The sequence below is a fragment of the Streptomyces sp. NPDC059989 genome, from assembly GCF_042736975.1.
Taxonomy (GTDB): Bacteria; Actinomycetota; Actinomycetes; order Streptomycetales; family Streptomycetaceae; genus Streptomyces.
This window is the reverse complement of record NZ_JBHWUO010000071.1, coordinates 1-18,500: the sequence shown is the minus strand read 5'-3', so window position 1 is coordinate 18,500 and position 18,500 is coordinate 1. Positions and strand designations below refer to the sequence as shown.

Sequence of the window (18,500 nt, the reverse complement as noted above, 5' to 3'; positions counted from 1 at the left end):
GCGGTCCCGGGGCGACCGGTTCCTCCCTTCAGCACGTGGCGCGACGCCGACACGATGAGTGCGCGTCTCCAAGGCCACCGCCACAAGCGTGCGGCTCCAGGTCGCCACGACGAGGGGATCCACCATGTCACCGCGCAAGATCCTGACGATGATGACCGCGACCGCGGCCCTGATCGCGGGCTCGGTCCTGACCACCCAGGCCTCGGCAGCACCCCAGTCACCGCAGTCCGCCTCCGCCTCCGCCTCCACCTACAAGCAGCAGGCGATCGGCGCCGGCCTGACCGGCCCGCAGGCGACCGAGCTCCAGCGGAAGGTCGACGAGGTCCTCGCGAAGGACTCGAAGGCCCGCCAGGTCTCCGCGAACAAGCTGATGATCTCCGGCGGCTCCCTGACGCTCGCGGCCCCGGGCCAGCGCCAGGCCCGCGACCTGGCAGCCCCCGACGCGGCGCTGGCCTGCGACAACGGCCACCTCTGCATCACCGACGGCCGGGGCAGCTATTACGACTACTACTACTGCGGCTACTACGACTTCTGGGGCATCGGCGACGGCACCTTCAACAACAACCAGACCTGGGGCACGAGGGCGCGCTTCTACAACGAGAACGGCAGCGAGCGCTGGTCGAACGTCGCCAAGGCCACCGGTACGGCCTCGTGGACACCCGTGTACCACATCCGCCCCTGCTGACCCTCCGGCTCCGTGACCTTCTGAAGCGGCGGTGAAACGACGGTGGTCCCGGACGTGCGGCACGTGCTGCACGTTCGGGACCACCGCCTCCGCTCACGTCACCCGTCGGTGCAGATCACGTCGTACGGCCGGCCGATGGCCATCGTCAGCTCCATCGGCTCGGTGGTCCCGGAGGGGCACTGGTCCTTGGTCTTGACCAGGCCGAGCACCTTGTACGTGCCCGAACCGCCCTTGGCGCAGGGCACTTCCTGGGCCTGCGAGGTCACGCAGTCGCCCTGCACCAGCTGGCCGCCGCCCGCGCCCGCGTCACCGGGGTGCTCGCCGGTCAGGTTCCGGCCGCAGACGGTGTTGGTGGGGATGCCGCCCTTCTTGCTGGAACCGTAGGAGATGCTCACCTCGATCATCAGGTCGGTGCCGGGCGGGCACTGGATCGAGCCCGGAAGGATGCTGGCGTCCTTGATGTCGATGGCCTTGAAGGTGGCCCCGGTGGCCGTGCACTTCTGCGGCCGGTAGCCGTCCGGCTTGTTGTCCGGGTCGGGCCCGCCGCAGTCGCCGACCTTCCACGAACTGGACGTGTCGGAGGAGGACTCGGGGTTTCCGGGGTCCTTGGACTTGCCGGCGGAGGGCGAGGCCGTGGCGGAAGCCGACGAGCCCTTGCCGTTGCTCTTGCCGCCGTCCTTGCCGAGGTACTGCGAGACTCCGTAGACGGCTGCGATAACCAGAACGAGGACCAGGAAGCCGGGGAGTTTGCTCCCAGGACGCCTCGGGGCCGGCGGAGGCGTCACCTCGTACGGGTTTGCCATGCGCTCCTCCTGTGGTGAGGGTGGTGGACGGGGTGGGACGCGTGAACGGTGACGCGTCATGAACACCTCATAGTTCCACGGCGGGAAGCACCCGTCGGCCCCAGGGCTGAGGCCCCGAACCACCCACGAACCCGGGGCCGTCAGCGCAGCAGGACCGGCAGCGCGCGCAGCCCCCGGTGCCGCGGGTTCTGCCGCCACCGCGGTTCGGCCGTACGGGCCGCGGGTGTCAGCCGCAGGGCCGGGTAGCGGCGGAGCAGCGCCGTGAAGGCGATCTCGGCCTGGAGGCGGGCCAGGGGTGCGCCCAGGCAGTGGTGGATGCCGTGGCCGAAGGCCAGATGGCCGGCTGCGGGGCGGGTCAGGTCGAAGCGGTCCGGGTCGGGGAAGAGGGCCGGATCCCGGTTGGCGGCCAGCATCGCGATCTGTACGAAGTCACCCGCCGGGATGGTGGTGCCGCCGATGGTCACCGGCTCCGTGGCGTAGCGCATGGTGGCGATGGAGAACGGGCTCTCGTGGCGCAGGACTTCCTCGGTCAGGGCGCCCGTCAGCGAGGGGTCCGCGCGCAGTGCGGCGAGCTGGTCGGGGTGGGTGAGCAGCGCGTACACGCCGTTCGCGATGAGGTTGGCGGTGGTCTGGTGGCCGGCCGCCACCAGCAGGAAGGCCATCGAGGTGATCTCCTGCTCGGTGAGCCGGTCGCCCGCGTCGCGGGCCGCGATCAGCTCGGACAGCAGGTCGTCGCCGGGGCGGGTGCGCTTGTGCCGGAGCAGGGCGCGGATGTGTCCCACCAGGGCCTCGGCCGTGCCGACGGACACCTCCCCGTCGCCCTCGTCGCCGGTCAGCGTGGCGGCCCAGGCCGCGAGGATCTCCCCGGCCCCGTCGGAGGCGCCGAGCAGGTCGAAGACCACCGCGAGCGGCAGCGGCACGGCGAACTCGGCTACGAGGTCCACCTCGCAGCCGTCCGATCCGTCCGGGCCGTTTGATCCGTCCGGGCCGTCCAGACCGGCCAGGCCATCCATGCCGTCCAGCAGCCGCTCGACGTGCGAGGCGATCACGGGCCGCAGGGCGGCCACCCGCCGTACGGTGAAGGCCTGCCGGACCAGCCTGCGCAGCCGGGTGTGGTCGGGCGGGTCGGAGTTGAGCATGTGCGCCGTCAGCGCCCGCCCGGGCCCGGGCCCCTCGTCGGCGCCACCCCTGCGGTCGAAGGCCTCGGTCGCCGCGTTCTTGCTCAGCCGCGGGTCGGCGAGCGCCGCCTTGCACGCGGCGTGCCCGGTGATCACCCAGCCCTCCAGCGGCGCCTGCCCCAGGAGCCGGACCCGGTGCACGCCGTCGCCCTGCTCCCGCCAGCGCCGCAGGACGGGGTGCGGGTGGTCGAAGAAGGAGGTGTCCACCTCCTCGGTGCCGTCACCGCCCATGGACGAGCCGTACGTCTTCCACCCCGAGCAGCCCGACCAGCGGGACCTTGGCCTTGCGCTGCCCGGGGTCGACCACCAACCCGGCGCCCCGGATCAGGTCCAGGAGCAGCTCCGCCAGCGGCATGACCATGTGCCGGCCCCAGCAGCGCTCGGAGGAGTGCCCGAAGGGCAGGTATCCGGGTGCCGTGTCAGGGTCGAGGTGGTCCCACCGCTCGGGCCGGAACTCCTCCGGGTCCTCCCACAGCGCGGGATCCCGGTGGGACAGCAGGGGCAGGACGAGGATGTCGTCGCCGTCGCCGATGCGCTCGTCGAGGGCGGTGTACTCGGGGGAGGCGTAGCGCAGGATGTTCCACGACGGCGGCAGCAGCCGCGCGGCCTCGTGGATGAGGTTGCGGTTCGACACGCCGTCGTCGAAGGGCGAGCCCAGCCACAGCGCGTTCGCGACGAGGGTGGAGACGGTGAAGCAGAGCGGGGCGGCCGCCCTCCGGTACATGCCCATCGCATAGCGGCGGTCGTGGTATCCGGCGGCTTCCGCCATCAGCCCGGATATTCCGGTTGTCCTGGCGCCCGGCTTTTTCCGCCAGGGAATCGCGGCGCCTGCCGCTATGACCGACCAGGTGAGTTTCGGTGTGAGTTCGAGATTGCGGCTCATGAGAATGCGCAGCCGGTAGGGGTCGTCGCCGAGAATGAGATCCCTGAGAAAGAGATGGCCGGTTATCGGCCACGGACCGGAAAGGTCCGCTTCCTTCGGCAGCGGCTTTTCCAGGGCTTCGCGCACGTCGCGGCCGATGATCCGCATCACCGACGACGCTTCGTTCCGCTCGATCGAGCGGCCGTGCAGCGGCTTGAAGGTGGGCCGTTCGGTCTCGGTGGCGCGCCGGGCGGCGAGGATCCGGTCCGCGAGCTCCGGCCCGGCGACACCCATGGTGTCGGGTTCGAGCCGGAAGGCGTCCTTGCCCGTGTGGTCTCTGAGCAGGGCGGCCAGCCGGGGCGCGAACTCCGTGGCGCGGGCCGCCGGCGGGGAGGAGAGGGGCATGCGGGACTCCGATGGGGCCGGTCGGTGCCGTCGTTCGGGTGCCGCCCCGGCCGGCCTGCGGCCGGGGCGGCGGCCGTGCCGGTCTAGTACCAGAAATACCAGGCGCTTGCCTTGAGGCTCTTCTGACCGGAAACAGCGTTGCGGATGGCGAAAAGCATCTTCATCGCTGCACCCCCTCTCCCATGTGTGGCTGGTGGCCGAATTATGGGTCGCAGGCCAAATCCCGCACACACTCACCCGGTAGGGGAAGGGCGCGGACAGTTCCTTTTGGCACGCGTCGCCACCATAGACATGCAACTCACGCCCGTTCAATGGGGCTTGCATGTTTTTATCTCGGCATTGCCCTCGAGACGCCTTACGGCAAGAGGGACCTGCGGGTGGCGGCGTACGCGCATGCACGCCCCGAGCGCGGCACGGCAGCCGCCACCCCGCGACCCGCACTCGTCAAGGCCTGCCTTGGCGTCCCCTCGCGTCGAATCGCTCCCCACCAGGGTGATCAACATGTGACGAACCGTCAACACCTCGTTAGAGGTACACGCGCGGTTCCCACATCGGGGCACATTCTTCCGGCGCCCGGTCCGGGCCGTCCGCCGCGCGGTCCGACGCGGCCTTCTCCGCCCGGTCGATCTCGCACCAGATGCGTTTGCCCGCACCCTCGCGCTGCCAGCCCCAGCGGTCCGCCAGGCCGTCCACCAGCTCCAGGCCGCGGCCGCCCGTGTCGTCCCCGGCGGCCTGCCGGCGGGCCGGTGCCCGGTCGCTCGCGTCGGCGACCTCGACCCGCACCCCCGGCCCCCCGAACAGCATCCGCAGCACGGCCGGACAGCCCGTGTGCACGACCGCGTTCGTGACCAGCTCGGAGATCAGCAGGATCAGCGTCTCGGCGAGCGGCTCGTCATCCCCTATGCCCGACCCGGCCAACCGGGACCGCGCCCACCGGCGCGCCCGGCCGACCTCGGCGGGGTCCGGTCCTACCTCCAGCTGTACCTGAAGCACCTGCACCGCTCACACCATCCGAACCGGCGGACACTTCGCCTCGCGACAGGATGGGATCACCCAGTGTGATCCCCTTGCGGAGCAGCATGGTTGACATACAGTCACCACAACAAGCGCTTCGGGCATATTCCCGCGCGAAGGAGTAGGCGTGGTGCATACTGTGCGGCGCCCGCGCCGCTCAACCGCTCGCATTCGTGGGAGCGTACCGGAGCAGGCCCCCGACTCCGGTCCGTAAGGAGTGGGGCGAAGGACACAAACCGATATCAACTCTCTGTAATCGGACATGCGTCCCGCGCCGTTCCTCCCGTGCCTCCCGCCCGGCTCCTCCCACCCCTGCCGTCACACCGCGCTACGAAGGCGAAGGCGAAGGCGAAGGCGAGGAAGACAAGGACGAGGCGAGCAGCTCCGCCGCCAGCAGTTCCTCCGCCTCCGCCGCGGTCCGCCACTGCTCGGCCCGCACCCACGCCCGCTTCAGGTGCAGGTGCACGTCCGCCTCCCAGGTGAAACCCATCCCGCCGTGCACCTGGAGGCAGTCCCGGGCGTTGCGTACCGCCGCCTCGTCCGCCAGCAGCTTCGCCGTGGCGATCTCCCCGGCCTCGGCCGTCACCGCCGCCGCGTAGACCGCCGTACGGGCCACCTCCGCCCGCACCAGCATCCCCGCGCACAGGTGCTTGACCGCCTGGAACGCCCCGATCGGCTGCCCGAACTGCTCGCGCTCCTTCCCGTACCGCACCGCCAGCTCCACCGTCCGCAGCGCGCTGCCGAGCTGGAGCGCGGCCGTCAGCAGCGCCCCCACGGCGCGGTACTCCTCCGGGAACGGGCCCGGCGCCCCCGCCGCCCGGTGCAGCGGCGTCAGCGGGTCTGCCGAGCGCACCGGCTCGCCGGCCGGGACCTGCGGCAGGCCGAGCACCGCGTCCGCGTCCGCCAGGTGCGCGACCAGGCCGCCCCCGCCCAGGTCGAAGGCGGTCACCACCGTCGTTCCCGCCGCCGCCCCCGGGACCACCCCGGCGGCCAGGTGCGTGGCCACCAGCGGCCCCGGCAGCAGGACCCGCCCCGCCTCCTCGAAGACGAGGACCGCCTCCGGCAGGCCGAGGCCGACCCCGCCTTCCGCTTCCGGGAGGCGCAGCGAGAAGAACCCCGCCTCGCCCAGCTCCCGCCACAGCGCGCGGTCCACCGACGCGCCCGTGTCCACCGACGCGCGCAGCGCCTCGCGCCCGTACCGCCCCGCCAGGAGGTCCCGTACGCCCGCCCGCAGATCCTTCTGGTCCTCGGTCGGCTGGAAGTCCACGGCCCTCACCGGCCCTTCGGGAGGCCGAGGATCCGCTCGGCGACGATGTTCCGCTGGATCTGCGAGGTGCCCGCCGCGATCGTGTACGAGAGCGAGGAGAGCCGGTCCAGGACCCACTCCTCCTCCAGGGACAGCGACGCGGCCCCCAGCACCTCCGCGGCCGTGTCGTACAGCTCCTGGCGCGCGTGCGAGTAGGCCAGCTTGAAGACGGACCCGCCGATTCCCGGGACCCCGCCGCTCCTCCCCCGAGTTCTCGACTCCGCTCGAACAGGGGGGACCCCCATCGACTCGCTGACGTTCCACTGCGTGAGCCGCCACAGCGCGCCGAACTCCCCGTACAGCCGCCCCAGCCTGCGCCGCAGCACCGGGTCGTCCCACCGCCCGTTCGCCTTCGCCGTACGGGCCAGCTCGCCCAGGGTCCGGCGGCAGGCGACGACCTCGCCGACGAAGGCGGTGCCCCGCTCGAAGGACAGGGTGACCATGGTGACCCGCCAGCCGTCGTTCTCGGCGCCGACCCGGTTCGCGACCGGGACCCGCACCTCGTCGAGGAACATCTCCGCGAACTCCGTCGACCCGGCGAGCGTGCGCAGCGGCCGTACGGTCACCCCGGGCGCGTCCATCGGCATGGCCAGCCAGGAGATCCCCCGGTGTTTCGCCGCCCCCGGATCGGTCCGCACGAGCAGCTCGCACCAGTCGGCGACCTCCGCGTGCGAGGTCCAGATCTTCGACCCGGTGATCACGTACTCGTCGCCGTCGCGGACCGCGCGCGTGCGCAGGGAGGCCAGGTCGGAGCCCGCGTCCGGCTCGCTGAACCCCTGGCACCACACCTCGTCGCCGCGCAGTACGGGCGGCAGCCAGCGCGCCCGCTGCTCGGCCGTGCCCTCGGCGGCGATGGTCGGGCCGGCGTGCAGCAGGCCGACGAAGTTGGCTCCGACGTACGGGGCCCCCGCGCGCTCCGTCTCCTCCAGGAAGATCAGGTGCTGGGTCGGGGTGGCCCCGCGGCCGCCCGCGTCCACCGGCCAGTGCAGCCCCGCGTACCCGGCTTCGTACAGCCTGCGCTGCCAGCCGAGGTCGTACGCCCGCCGCCCGGGCCAGTCGTCGGGGGACGGCTTGGCGGGCAGCTCGGGCAGCACCTTGCCGAGCCATTCGCGCAGCCGCGCCCGGAACTCCCGCTCCTCCTCCGTGTAGGTCAGGTCCACTACTTGGCCCGGTCCTTGTCCAGGTCGAGGCCGAGCATCCGGATGGCGTTGCCGCGCATCAGCTTGTAGACCGTCTCGTCGTCCAGTCCCTTCACGTGGTCGAGGGCGACCTCCTTGGTGTGCGGGAAGGTCGAGTCCACGTGCGGGTAGTCGGTCTCGAAGGTCGCGTTGTCGCGCCCGACCACGTCCAGCGAGGCGATCCCGTGCTTGTCGCGGAAGAAGCAGCAGAACATCTGCCGGTAGTAGTACGTGGACGGCGGCTCGGGGATCAGGTCGCGGACCCCGCCCCAGGCCCGGTGCTCCTGCCACACGTCATCCGCGCGCTCCAGGGCGTACGGGATCCAGCCCATCTGCCCCTCGCTGTAGGCGAGCTTGAGCGTCGGGAACTTCACCAGCACCCCGCTGAACAGGAAGTCCATCATCGAGGCCATCGCGTTGTTGAAGCTGAGCGAGGCCTGCACGGCGGGCGGCGCGTCGGGGGAGGCGGCGGGCATCTGGGAGCTGGACCCGATGTGCATGTTGACCACCGTGCCGGTCTCCTGGCAGACGGCGAAGAAGGGGTCCCAGTAGCCGGAATGGATGGACGGCAGCCCGAGATAGGTGGGGATCTCGGAGAAGGTCACGGCCCGCACCCCGCGCGCGGCGTTGCGCCGGATCTCCGCGACCGCGAGGTCGATGTCCCACAGCGGGATGATGCACAGCGGGATCAGCCGGCCGCCGCTGTCGCCGCACCACTCCTCGACCATCCAGTCGTTGTAGGCCCGTACGCAGGCGAGGGCCACCTCCTTGTCGTGGGCCTCGGCGAAGGTCTGCCCGCAGAAGCGCGGAAACGTCGGGAAGCACAGCGACGCCTCGACGTGGTTGAGGTCCATGTCGGCGAGCCGCGCCTTCGGGTCCCAGCACCCCCGCCGCATCTCCGCCCTCGTGATCCCCTCCAGGGTCATGTCGTCGCGGTCGAAGCCGACGGCGGCGATGTTGCGCTTGTACGGGAACTTCAGGTCCTCGTAGATCCACCAGTCGGTCGGCGGGCCGTCGGGGTCCATGGAGATCACGTACTTGCCGCCCGTGTACTCCAGCTCGCCGATGCCCGCGGTGAGCGCCTTGGGGCCGCGGTCCCGGTACTTGGCCGGCAGCCACACGTCGAAGAGGTGGGCGGGCTCGATCACGTGGTCGTCGACGCTGATGATCCGAGGCAGTTCCAGTCCCATGCGGTCTCCCCAATCCGATGCCGATCTGACGCCCGATCTGATGGATCGTCAGAAACAAGCTAGCCCCGCCACCCCTGGACCGACAAGCGCCGGAGCTCTACGCTCTCGGCTTGATCTGACTATCCGTCAGCTATGGGGAGGTCTGGGATGACGGACACGACGACCGGCACCGCGACGGAACTGGGCCGGTCCGCGACCCTGTGGGAACTGATCACCCGCCGGGCCGCGCTGACCCCGGACACCACCGCCCTCATCGAGGCCGCCGAGGACCCCGCGGCGGACCGCCGGCTCACCTTCGGCGAGCTCCGCGACCGCTCCGAGCGCGTCGCGGCCGGCCTTCACGACCTCGGCGTACGCCCCGGCACGGTCGTCGCCTGGCAGCTCCCCACCCGCATCGAGACCGTGCTGCTCTCGGTCGCCCTCGCCCGGATCGGCGCCGTCCAGTCCCCCGTCATCCCCTTCTACCGGGACCGGGAGGTCGGCTTCGCCCTCCAGGAGTCCAAGGCCGAGTACTTCGCCGTCCCCGGGGTGTGGCGCGGCTTCGACTACCCGGCGATGGCGCGGCGGCTCGGCGCCCGCGGGGTCTTCGACGCCTACTCCTCCCTCCCGGACGGCGACCCGGCCGTACTTGCCCCACCCCCCGCCTCCGGCACGGACGTCCGGTGGATCTACTGGACCTCCGGCACCACCTCCGACCCCAAGGGCGTCCTGCACACCGACCGCTCCCTGATCGCGGGCGGCTCCTGCCTCGCGCACGCCCTGCACCTGACCCCGGCCGACATCGGCTCGATGGCCTTCCCCTTCGCGCACATAGCCGGACCGGACTACACGGTGATGCTTCTCCTCTACGGCTTCCCGGCGGTGCTCTTCGAGAAGTTCGCGATGCCGGACGCCCTGGACGGCTACCGCCGCCACGGGGTCACGGTGGCCGGCGGCTCCACGGCCTTCTACTCCATGTTCCTCACGGAGCAGCGCAAGGACCCCTCCGCGAAGCTCATCCCCACCCTCCGCCTCCTGGCAGGCGGCGGCGCCCCCAAACCGCCGGAGATCTACCACTCCGTAGTCCGCGAACTGGGCTGCCAACTGACCCACGGCTACGGCATGACCGAGGTCCCGATGATCACCATGGGCGCCCCGGACGACACCCCGGACCACCTCGCCACCACCGAGGGCCGCCCCCCGTCGGGCATGTCCATCCGCATCACCACCCCCGACGGCACCCCGCTCCCGCCCGACACGGACGGCGAGGTCCGCCTCAAGGGCGAGGCCGTCTGCCAGGGCTACCTGAACCCCACCCAATCGGCGGAGGTCTTCGACGCCTCCGGCTACCTCATCACGGGCGACCTCGGCCACCTCACCAAGGACGGCTACCTGGTCCTCACCGGCCGCAGCAAGGACGTCATCATCCGCAAGGGCGAGAACATCTCGGCGAAGGAGATCGAGGACCTCCTCCACCAACTGCCGGGCATCACGGACGTGGCGGTCATCGGCCTACCGGACCCGGAGCGCGGCGAACGCGTCTGCGCGGTAGTGGAACAACCCCCGGGCGCCGCCCCCCTGACCCTGCCCCAACTGACGGCCCACCTACGGGCGGAGGGCCTGGCCACGCACAAACTCCCGGAACAACTGGAGACGGTGGACGCCCTGCCCCGCAACGACGCCCTGCGAAAGGTCCTGAAGTACAAGCTGCGGGAGCGGTACGCGTAGGGGGCGGTGGGCGAGGGGACGGGCGCGGGGGCGGGCGAGGAAGGGAGGCGGGAGCCTGCGGGGCGGGAGCGGGACGCGAGGGCGGGGGCTTCGGAGCCGGAAGACCGCCAGCCGGAAGCGGGATGTGGGTCGGTGGCTTCGGGGGTCGGGAGCCAAGCGGGGGGCATCAGGGAGGGTTTGGGTCCCGACCCCCGAAGCCACCGCCCAGCACGCCGACCAACCTGCGCGAAATGCCGCCGGCCCCGACCCCGCCCGACAGATCACCGAGCCCAGGTCCCGACCCCGAGGGGGCGGGTGGGCAACCACCGCCGCGGGGTGGTGGTGAGTGGGGGGGTGAAGGCGCCGCCCAGGCGAAGCGTCCCGAAGCCCCCGCCCCCTCCGCTCCACCCCGCCTACATCCGGCTCAGCGAAGCCGCCGCGAACAGGACGTCGCGGATGGCCTCGCGGTCGCCGTGTTGGCCTGCGGCTGCGTCCTCCGGGGCGATGTGGCCGGCTGCCAGCTGGCAGAACTCGATGCCGTCCAGGGCGATCTCCGCCACCGTGTGCTCCTGGGACGGCTTCGCCGCCGGGGAGTCCAGTGCGATGTCCCAGCCACCGCCGCCCGCGCCCTCGATCTCCAGGTGCAGCGTCCGCCCCGGCGCGCCCGCCGCGACCAGGCCCCGCGCCGGCGCGGCCAGGCCCGACCGGCGCCGCGCGGCCAGTGCGCCCGGCAGGAGGCGCGCCGCCAGGTCGATCATCCCGTGCAGGTGCGGCCCGGACGGCGGCTCGTACGGGTAGTCCACCGCCTCCGCGATGTCCCACGCGTGCACCCAGCACTCGAAGGCCCGCTCCAGGAACGCGTCCCCGAGCGGCAACGCGAAGCCCCCGTAGTCCACGGACAGCTCCGCCACGCCCCGGCCCGCGAAGGAGACCGTACGCACCAGCGTGTGCCCCTGCTCCCGCCACGGCTCGCGGACCCGCCGCGTCGCCGGGTAGGCCGACGCGTTCCAGAAGTGCTCCGTCCGCGCGGCCGGGCCGCCCGTCGGCGCGTCCGGTCCCAGCGGGTCGTCCAGTCCGAGCGCGCCGGCGATCAGCCCGTCCACCGTCAGCAGGTGCCCGATCACCCCTGCCACCGTCGTCCGGTGACTCTTCCGCCGCTCGTCCTCGAACCACTTCAGCCGGACCGGGGTGTGCCATTCCGAGTCCCCGAAGTCCTGGAGCAGGGCGTCGAGCCGCGCGGTCTCGGTGTCGTACGGGTTCGCCCACACCGGCACCGGGATGCGGGCCGGCCGCTTGCCCAGGCAGTCCTCCAGGACCCGCGAGCGCAGCAGCGGCTTGAGGTCGAGGGTCTCTTCCGGGTGCAGCAGCCCCACCGCGTCGCGCAGCCGCAGCGCCTCCTCCGCACAGGGCGCGCACTCGGTGAGGTGGTCCTCCACCGCCTGCGTCTCCTCGGCGGAGCAGGCGGCCAACGCCCACGCACCGAGCAGGGACTTCAGTACGGCGTGTGAGGGCGGGGGCAGCGGCAGGGGTGAGGGCGCGTGCCGCGGATCGAGGTCGTCGGCGGCCCCGCGCGGACCCGGTATCCGCATCGGCCCGCCGGGCAGCTCGTATCCGTCGTCCTGGGACTCGGCGGGGCCGTTCATCGGGTACTTCCGTATCCGGACTGGGCGGCGTCCTCCTGGGGGAGGGCGTTGGCGGTCGACAGCAGCTGGAGGCCGAGCCGCAGCCGGCGCCGCGCCTCGTCCTCGCTGATCTGGAGGTCCGCGGCGGCCTGCCGGTAGTCGCGCCGCTTGAAGTACGCGAGTTCCAGCGCGGCACGCAGCGGTGCGGGCATGGAGGTGACGATGTAGTCCGCGCGGGCGGCGGCGTTGGCGCTGCGCACCTTCTGCTCCAGCTCCTCGCGCGAGCCGCGGCCCAGTTCGGCCTGGCGCAGCCGGGCCACCGCCTGGCCCTGGGTGATCCGGGCGACCCAGGAGCGCATGGAGCCCTGCTTGGGGTCGTAGGCGTCCGGGTTCTCCCAGATGTAGCCGAAGACCTCGCGCGTGATCCGGTCCGCGGCCTTCTCGTCGCCCAGCACCCGGTGCGCCAGGCTGTGCACGAGCGAGGCGAAGCGGTCGTACAGCTCTCCGAGCGCGGCGGCCTCGCCGCGTGCCAGGCGTTGCTGCATGCGGCGGTCCCAGCGCGGTGGTACGTCCTTCGGCATAGTGCCCCCAGCCGTGTGTCGACGCATCGAATGTAGTCGCCACCCGGCCGGTCGCGCCCGTTTTGGGAGAACCTCACCCTGGAAGTGAGCCCTCCGTGATAGGGGTGTGGCATGGCGTGAACCCTGCGGTGCCGGGCGGCACATGGGCACAGGTGTACGCGCCCCACCGCGCTTCCCGTGCGCTGGTTCGATGCGGCCGCCTCCTTGACCACTTCGCTTAACGCGCAGGCCACGTAGGCCTTACGCTCCTGCCTTGTCTGGATCTGAACCCCACGCACACGTGAAGGCGGAACGCCGCATATGGACAGCGCAGAATACGAGCGCAAGATCGCCGCCCGATTCGCCACCTTCGACCAGGACGGGTCCGGGTATATCGACCGGGAGGACTTCAGCGCGGCCGCGAAGGCAGTCCTGGCCGAATTCGGCACCACCGCCCGGTCGGACAAGGGCCAGGCCGTCTTCGCGGGGGCGGAGGCGTTCTGGCAGGGGATGGCGGGGATCGCCGATGTCGACGGTGACCAGCGGGTGTCCCGCGAGGAGTTCATCACCGGCGCGGCGAAGCGGCTGCGGGACAACCCGGAGCGGTTCGCGGAGATCGCGCGGCCGTTCCTGCGGGCCGTGATCGCGGTGGCGGACGCGGATGGTACCGGCGCCACCCCGACGGCCGCGGCCCGCGTCCTGCGCGTCCTCGGCACGGCGCCGGACCTGGCCACGCAGGTGGCGGCGGCCCTGGATCCGGACGGCGACGGCCGCATCGCGGAGGAGGACATCCTGACGGCGTTCGCGGCGTATTGCGGCGTAGAGGCCCCTGACGCCTGACGGCTGGCCCGCGGTGTCCCTGGCCGGGGCCGGGGTCCGTCCGCTGCGGACCGTTCCCGGGGCTCCGCCCCGGACCCTCCCCCAGACTCCGTCCGGGGGGACCCCCACGCCTCAAACGCCGGCGGGGCTTGATTTGCCTCCGGCGGCGCCTCAAACGCCGGCGAGGCTGAAATTGCCCTACGGGCAATCCAGCCTGCCCGGCTGAGGGTTGCGCTGCGCGCACTTCCAGGCCTACGCCGGCCACATCCAGCCCCGCCGGCGATTGAGGCGCCGCCGGAGGCACATCCAGCCTCGCCGGCGTTTGAGGCGCGGGGTCTGGGGCGGAGCCCCAGCAGCGGTGCCGCAGGGGCACGGCAAGGCCGGCGGCAGCCCAAGGGCTACGCGAAGACCACCGTGCGGGAGCCGTTCAGCAGGACCCGGTGCTCGCTGTGCCACTTCACGGCCCGCGCCAGCGCCTGGCACTCCACGTCCCGCCCGATCGCCACCAGCTGGTCCGGGGTCACCTCGTGGCCCACCCGCTCGACCTCCTGCTCGATGATCGGGCCCTCGTCCAGATCAGCCGTCACGTAGTGCGCGGTCGCGCCGATCAGCTTCACACCCCGCGCGTGCGCCTGGTGGTACGGCTTCGCGCCCTTGAAGCTCGGCAGGAACGAGTGGTGGATGTTGATGATCCGCCCGCTGAGCTCCTTGCACAGGTTGTCCGACAGCACCTGCATGTAGCGGGCGAGGACGACGAGCTCGACGTTCTCGGCACGCACGAGCTCCAGCAGCTCCGCCTCCGCCGCCGCCTTCGTGTCCTTCGTCACCGGGATGTGCACGAACGGGACGTCGTACGAGCCCACCAGCTCCGCGAAGTCGGTGTGGTTGGACACCACGGCCGCGATCTCGACCGGCAGGGCCCCGATGCTGGAGCGGAACAGCAGGTCGTTGAGGCAGTGGCCGAACTTCGACACCATCAGGACGATCCGCATGCGCTCCTCGGAGCGGTGGATCTGCCAGTCCATCCGGAACGACTCGCCGATCGCGGCGAAGCTGGCGCGCAGCTTGTCCACCGTCACCGCCGGCTCGGCCTCGAAGTGCACCCGCATGAAGAAGAGCCCGGTCTCCCGGTCTCCGAACTGCTGGCTGTCCACGATGTTGCAGCCGGTCATGAAGAGGTAGCTCGACACGGCGTGCACGATGCCCTGCTTGTCGGGGCAGGACACGGTCAGGACGTACTGGGGCTGCTGCTGCGAGTCGGCCATCCCGATCTCCTTGCGTGGAAACTCCCGGTCCTGACCGGGAGAGGAAACGCATCCTAGGCTCGGGGGCCGCACAGCCGCGGAGCGCCGCTGCGTGATGCTGTGACCTGTGCTTGTGTTCGGATCGTGACCGACCCTAGCGTCCCGGGCGTCGTGACTTCTCCACGAATCCTCTTCCGCTCCTCTTCCGCCAGGAAGGGGGCGCGGTCACACCGTCCGGGTGACGATCCTCAGCACTTCCAGCGACCGCGGCCGTACGTCCGGGTCGTCGCCGTCCGCCGTGGCCAGGCGTACGTGTGCCTCGCGCGCGGCGCGGACCGCCTCGGGCCAGGCGTGGTGTTCGAGGTAGGCGGAGACGGGGGCGTCGGGGCCGATCTGGTGGAGGATGCGCAGCACCCGCAGCACGGCCAGGTCGACCAGGGCCGCCTCCTGGGAGTCGCGGAAGATCGTGCCGACGTACTTCTCGGCCGACCAGCTGTCGAGCCAGGTGTCCTCGACGAGCCGGTACACGGCGTCGGTGACGTCCCCGTACCCTTCGGCGCCGGCCAGCCAGGTGTCCTCGTGGAAGGCCGGATCGGAGAGCATGTGCAGCGCCGAGCGCACGTTGCTGCGCCAGCGCCACCACGGCATGTCGTTGAGGGGCATGCCGCCCATGGTGGAGGAGCGGCCGCCGCGGCGGGAAGAGTTCTTCGAACCTTGGGCGAATGTCACGCTCTCGATCGTACGTTCCCGCTCTCCGCGATCTTCAGGCACTGGTGAACAAACGGAGGACGAGCTTCCCCCCGGTAATTCACCCCGGCGTCACCAAATGTTGTGAACCGCTCACTCCTCCGTTACCCGTGGGGCGGAATGGTGCATGGACATGACCCATCGGCGACGCACTGCACACCTCTCCCGCACCCTCCTGGCCACGACCATGGGTGCGTGTCTCGTCGCCGGATGCGGGGTGCTCCCCGGAGGCTCGGGGGGCTCCGGGGGCACCATCACCGTCGTGACCTTCGCCCCCGAGGACAGCAAGGCGACCAACATGCCCGGAATGCCCGGCATGGCCAAGGCGTACGAACGCTGGGTCAACTCCAAGGGCGGCATCAACGGCCGCAAGCTGCGCGTCCTGACCTGCAACGAGAAGAACACGGCCACCGGCGCCGCCGACTGCGCCCGGATGGCCGTCAGGGAGAAGGCCGTCGCCGTCGTCGGCTCCTACAGCCAGCACGGTCGCGCCTTCATGGCACCGCTGGAGGCCGAGGGCATCCCCTTCATCGGCGGGTACGGGGTCTCCTCCGAGGAGTTCCAGTCCACCCTCTCCTACCCCGTCAACGGCGGCCAGCCCGTCCTCCTCGCCGGCGCCGGCCACCAGCTGGGCCGCGCCTGCGCCAAGGTCGCCCTGGTCCGCCCCGACACCCTCGCGGGCGACTCGCTGCCGGTCCTGCTCAACGCCGGGCTCCGGGCCAACAGGATGGGCGACGCCTCCGACATACGGGCCGCCGAGGACTCGGCCGACTTCGCGCCGCAGGCCCGCGCGGCCCTCGCCGACACCACCGGGAGCAAGGAGCGGGGCTGTGTGGCGGCGGTGCTCGGCGAGCGCACCGAGACCTTCTTCGACGCCTTCCGCCGGGCCGACGACAAGAACAAGAAGCCGCAGATCTCCTCCGTCCTGGGCAGTGTCAGCCAGGCGCTGGTGGACCGCACCGGCGGCCGGGAGAGTCCCTTCGAGGGCGCGTACCTGACCAGCTGGTACCCGGTGTCCACCGATCCGCTCTGGGCGCCGATGCGCAAGGTGATCACCGACTTCGCCTTCGGCGACGACTCCGTGGACCCCGACGACAGCGGGACGCAGACCACCTGGATCGCGTACACGGTGCTGAACGAGGTCGTGAAGCGCTTCAAGGACGGCGAGGACATCACCGCCCGCAAGGTCGCGCGGACGCTCAACCAGTCGGAGGCCGTCCAGACCGGCGGCCTCACCCCTGACCTGAGCTGGCGCTACCAGGACATGCGCGCCGTCGCCGGCTTCCCCCGCATGGTCAACGGCCAGGTCACCTTCCAGATCGTCCAGTCCGGCCGCCTCGTCGCCCAGCCCGGCGAGCAGTCCGTGGACATGACGGCCACCCTGGAACAGGCCCCGCGCGCGGCCTAGCAGGCGCCCGGGGGGCGGTTGACGGCCCCCCGGGATCTCACAGCTGCGACTTGTCGCGCTTGGTGAGGCCGTACTTGGTCGCGATGTTGTTCCACAGGGCCGCGGCCGACTCCTTGGCCTTCGTCGCCTCGCCGCTCGCCTTGTTGCCGGCGGCGGCGTTGTCGCTGTTCTTGGCCTTGCCGTCCTTGCAGCCCTTGTCGCCCTTGTCGCCCTTGTCGGCGCCCACGTCCTGCGCCCAGGCCGCGTAGCTGTTGTCGGCGGCCGCGGAGGACTGCCAGGCCTTGGTGAGCGCCGCGGTCAGCCGGGCGTTGTCCGGGAGCTGGTCCACCTTCAGCTCCTGGAGGCGGGTGACGAGCTCCTCGCGCTGGCGGGCCGCGTCGCGCAGGTCGGAGGCCGCCTGATCGAGGTTCTTGCAGCTCTTGATGTCGTCCACGGCCTTGATCACCGAGGCCCGGCTGTCGTTGCTGTCCGCGAGGAGCTTGTCCAGCTGGACGGCCTGCGGGCGGCCCGGATCCACGGGGGCCTCGCCGGCGGGCGCGCCGGAGCCGCCGCTCTGGGCGGGGGCGGAGGGCACGGCGCCCGGGTCGTTGTTCTGCGGCTTGCCGTCGCCGAGCAGCGAGCCGACGCCGAGCCCGACGACGGCCAGGCCGATGACCACCGCGCCGATGATCACGGGCGACACCTTGCGGGTCGCCTCCGGCGGCGGGGCGGGCGGGGCGTACTGCGGCTGGGGCTGGGGGTGAGGCTGGTGGTGCAGCTGCTGCGGCGGTACGGGGCCCTGCGCGCGCGGCGGATAGGGCCGCGGCGGCGGCTGCCGCAGCACCGGCTCCTGGATCGGCGGCAGTTGCTGAGTCTGCCCGACGGGCTCGTCGGCGCGGAACAACCCGTCGAACCCGGCGGCGGCCGCCGGGCCCGGGGGGTACGCCGCGGGGGCGCCCGGCACGGGCGGGATGTACTGCGTGGCCGCCTCGTGGTGCCCCGCGGCCGGCACGGGCGGAATGAACTGCGTAGCCGCCTCGTCGTGCCCCGCGGCGGGCGCGGCCGGCACGGGCGGAATGAACTGCGTAGCCGCCTCGTCATGGCCCGCGGGAGCAGCGGACACGGGCGGGATGTACTGCGTGGCCGCCTCGTTGTGACCCGCGGGAGCGGCGGGCACGGGCGGCATGTACTGCGTGGCCGCCTCGTCGTGGCGAGCGGGAGCGGCGCCCGGCACCGGCGCCATGTACTGCGTCGCCGCTTCCTCGTGCGGCGCGGGGGCGGCGGGGACCGGCGGAATGTACTGGGTGACGGCCTCGGGCAGCGGCGGATAGCCGTAGCCGTGCGGCTGCCCCGGCCCCTCGTACCCGGGCCCGACCACGTGCCCCGCCCCACCCGGCGCCGCGGGATAGGCGTGCGGGTAGCCGTAGGCCGGCCCGCCCTGCCCTTGCGCCTGCGGCGTGGCCTGGACCGGATGACCCGGCTGCTGGTGCTCCGACTGCGCCGGGGGCTGCTCCGGGTACGCCGGACCCCACGGGGCACCCTGCTGGGGGGCGCCCCCTTGTCCGCTCTCCGTCACCGGGACTCCTTCTCCGACTTGCCCGAACCTACGGAACCGTCGGCTCACGCTACCTGGTCACCCACCGCAACCGTCAGGCCACCCGGAACCCCTTCTTCTATTCAGCCCCGCCGGCGTTTGAGGCGCGGAGGTCCGGGGGCGGAGCCCCCAACCAGCCCCGCCGGCGTTTGAGGCGCGGGGGTCCGCGGGCGGAGCCCCCAACCAGCCCCGCCGGCGTTTGAGCAGCCGAGGACCGGGC

At 71.8% G+C, this 18,500-nt stretch carries 17 protein-coding genes; 4 read left to right on the top strand and 13 right to left on the bottom strand.

Features of this window, described 5'->3' with window-relative positions:
• Positions 1–124 precede the first annotated feature (124 nt).
• The gene (locus ACFWBN_RS36005) at positions 125–685 is read left to right on the top strand and encodes a hypothetical protein (RefSeq protein WP_385184743.1); all 561 of its coding nucleotides are present in this window, start codon (positions 125–127) and stop codon (positions 683–685) included.
• Positions 686–783: 98 nt separating this feature from the next.
• Here ACFWBN_RS36005 and ACFWBN_RS36000 read toward each other — a convergent pair whose 3' ends face one another.
• The 8 genes from ACFWBN_RS36000 to ACFWBN_RS35965 all read right to left on the bottom strand — a co-directional run bounded on the left by ACFWBN_RS36000 (position 784) and on the right by ACFWBN_RS35965 (position 8,621).
• Complete coding sequence (locus ACFWBN_RS36000) at positions 784–1,488, bottom strand: hypothetical protein (RefSeq protein WP_385184740.1); 705 nt, start codon at positions 1,486–1,488, stop codon at positions 784–786.
• A gap of 140 nt (positions 1,489–1,628) precedes the next feature.
• A complete protein-coding gene (locus tag ACFWBN_RS35995; protein ID WP_385184737.1) occupies positions 1,629–2,897 on the bottom strand; it encodes a cytochrome P450 in 1,269 nt (422 codons plus the stop codon).
• Complete coding sequence (locus ACFWBN_RS35990; protein ID WP_385184732.1) at positions 2,887–3,933, bottom strand: cytochrome P450; 1,047 nt, start codon at positions 3,931–3,933, stop codon at positions 2,887–2,889. The genes ACFWBN_RS35995 and ACFWBN_RS35990 overlap by 11 nt, the downstream gene beginning before the upstream one ends.
• A gap of 83 nt (positions 3,934–4,016) precedes the next feature.
• Positions 4,017–4,091 (bottom strand): tryptorubin family RiPP precursor, encoded by a 75-nt coding sequence (locus ACFWBN_RS35985; protein WP_385184776.1) that lies wholly within the window; start codon positions 4,089–4,091, stop codon positions 4,017–4,019.
• 367 nt (positions 4,092–4,458) lie between these two features.
• Complete coding sequence (locus tag ACFWBN_RS35980; RefSeq protein WP_385184729.1) at positions 4,459–4,932, bottom strand: ATP-binding protein; 474 nt, start codon at positions 4,930–4,932, stop codon at positions 4,459–4,461.
• Positions 4,933–5,275: 343 nt separating this feature from the next.
• On the bottom strand, positions 5,276–6,214 hold the full coding sequence (locus tag ACFWBN_RS35975; RefSeq protein WP_385184727.1) for an acyl-CoA dehydrogenase family protein: 939 nt from the start codon (positions 6,212–6,214) through the stop codon (positions 5,276–5,278).
• 5 nt (positions 6,215–6,219) lie between these two features.
• On the bottom strand, positions 6,220–7,413 hold the full coding sequence (locus tag ACFWBN_RS35970) for an acyl-CoA dehydrogenase (protein WP_385184724.1): 1,194 nt from the start codon (positions 7,411–7,413) through the stop codon (positions 6,220–6,222).
• Complete coding sequence (locus ACFWBN_RS35965; RefSeq protein ID WP_385184721.1) at positions 7,413–8,621, bottom strand: amidohydrolase family protein; 1,209 nt, start codon at positions 8,619–8,621, stop codon at positions 7,413–7,415. The genes ACFWBN_RS35970 and ACFWBN_RS35965 overlap by 1 nt, the downstream gene beginning before the upstream one ends.
• 147 nt (positions 8,622–8,768) lie before the next feature.
• Between ACFWBN_RS35965 and ACFWBN_RS35960 the strand changes: the two genes are divergently transcribed.
• Positions 8,769–10,328, top strand: a complete 1,560-nt coding sequence (locus ACFWBN_RS35960; RefSeq protein WP_385184718.1) for an AMP-binding protein — start codon at positions 8,769–8,771, stop codon at positions 10,326–10,328.
• A 392-nt stretch (positions 10,329–10,720) separates the two neighbouring features.
• Here ACFWBN_RS35960 and ACFWBN_RS35955 read toward each other — a convergent pair whose 3' ends face one another.
• Together ACFWBN_RS35955 and ACFWBN_RS35950 are read right to left on the bottom strand one after the other, a co-directional pair.
• Positions 10,721–11,950 (bottom strand): maleylpyruvate isomerase N-terminal domain-containing protein, encoded by a 1,230-nt coding sequence (locus tag ACFWBN_RS35955; protein ID WP_385184715.1) that lies wholly within the window; start codon positions 11,948–11,950, stop codon positions 10,721–10,723.
• Complete coding sequence (locus ACFWBN_RS35950; RefSeq protein ID WP_385184712.1) at positions 11,947–12,510, bottom strand: sigma-70 family RNA polymerase sigma factor; 564 nt, start codon at positions 12,508–12,510, stop codon at positions 11,947–11,949. Before ACFWBN_RS35950 ends, ACFWBN_RS35955 begins: the two co-directional genes overlap by 4 nt.
• A gap of 300 nt (positions 12,511–12,810) precedes the next feature.
• On the opposite strand from ACFWBN_RS35950, the gene ACFWBN_RS35945 reads away from it, so the two are divergent.
• A complete protein-coding gene (locus ACFWBN_RS35945) occupies positions 12,811–13,329 on the top strand; it encodes an EF-hand domain-containing protein (protein WP_385184708.1) in 519 nt (172 codons plus the stop codon).
• Positions 13,330–13,706: 377 nt separating this feature from the next.
• On the opposite strand, the gene purU is transcribed toward ACFWBN_RS35945, so the two are convergent.
• Positions 13,707–14,573 (bottom strand): formyltetrahydrofolate deformylase, encoded by an 867-nt coding sequence (purU, locus tag ACFWBN_RS35940; RefSeq protein ID WP_385184705.1) that lies wholly within the window; start codon positions 14,571–14,573, stop codon positions 13,707–13,709.
• A 204-nt stretch (positions 14,574–14,777) separates the two neighbouring features.
• On the bottom strand, positions 14,778–15,224 hold the full coding sequence (locus tag ACFWBN_RS35935) for a hypothetical protein (RefSeq protein WP_385184773.1): 447 nt from the start codon (positions 15,222–15,224) through the stop codon (positions 14,778–14,780).
• Between the two features lie 208 nt (positions 15,225–15,432).
• Between ACFWBN_RS35935 and ACFWBN_RS35930 the strand changes: the two genes are divergently transcribed.
• Entirely contained in the window at positions 15,433–16,707 is a 1,275-nt protein-coding gene (locus tag ACFWBN_RS35930) for an ABC transporter substrate-binding protein (protein ID WP_385184703.1), read from the top strand.
• 37 nt (positions 16,708–16,744) lie between these two features.
• On the opposite strand, the gene ACFWBN_RS35925 is transcribed toward ACFWBN_RS35930, so the two are convergent.
• Positions 16,745–18,262, bottom strand: coding sequence for a hypothetical protein (locus ACFWBN_RS35925; RefSeq protein WP_385184700.1), 1,518 nt, complete (start codon positions 18,260–18,262; stop codon positions 16,745–16,747).
• Positions 18,263–18,500 lie beyond the last annotated feature (238 nt).